A 771-nucleotide genomic window follows, 5' to 3' on the forward strand; every position below is an offset into this window, starting at 1 on the left:
ACTGGCATTGGCAGTTAAAGAAGCAGCGAATTGGCAATGTCAAAAATGTGGTTTATTCTGTATCAAGCCGGGAGAACCGTTATCAGATGCTATGAAATCCCGACGCCGAGCTTATACACTGCAAGTGCATCACTGGAATCATAACCCGGCTGATAATCGTTTAGAAAATTTGGTTCCGTTATGTAGTAGTTGCCATTTGGCTTGTCATCGTCGCAGTCGAGGAAATATTTCCCCAGGGCAGTTATCCCTTAACTTAAAATTATCCTAATTCCGAATTTAACGCTGAAGTTTTGGCTAAATTTCTTCAAGTCCGGCTTCAATTAAAGCTCGGTTTAAATCCTCAACTAAATTCAGAGATTTAGCCTGATTATTAAGGTAAACTTTATCTAAAGAGTCTCCTTGTACTTTTAATATCCCCAATATATCTCGCCATTGCTTTTGGGACTGATTGAAATTTCGCCACTGCAACTTATTAAGGATTAGATCTTCAGGTGAGGCGAGAAAAACTGTTGCACCTGTGGGAATTTGATATTGTTGTCGTCGTTCCAGCTTCAAACGCTCAAATTCTGAATCAGAGGCTATGATTAAATCAGCCCGGGAAATGGTTTCCATATGAGTAACTGACAAGGTTTGCATTCGACCAGAAACCCCATCATCTACACCGGAAACATAAAAGCCCGCTTGTTCTAATTCTAAAATTAATGAACTTAAATATTGAGGAATAATTGAGATGACAATATCTAAATCTCGTGTTGTTCTGACTTCCCCGTA

The 771-nt window shown here is 39.3% G+C and carries 1 protein-coding gene and 1 pseudogene; one reads left to right on the forward strand and one right to left on the reverse strand.

The genetic code is table 11. The features are described 5' to 3' along the window. The coding region (locus tag PL9214_RS03035) for an HNH endonuclease (RefSeq protein WP_072717381.1) at positions 1-268 on the forward strand (268 nt) is incomplete at its 5' end. Positions 269-294: 26 nt separating this feature from the next. Here PL9214_RS03035 and PL9214_RS31095 read toward each other — a convergent pair. After that, positions 295-771, reverse strand: a pseudogene (locus PL9214_RS31095) (hypothetical protein); the annotation flags it as partial.

It is taken from the genome of Planktothrix tepida PCC 9214 (assembly GCF_900009145.1).
GTDB lineage: Bacteria > Cyanobacteriota > Cyanobacteriia > Cyanobacteriales > Microcoleaceae > Planktothrix > Planktothrix tepida.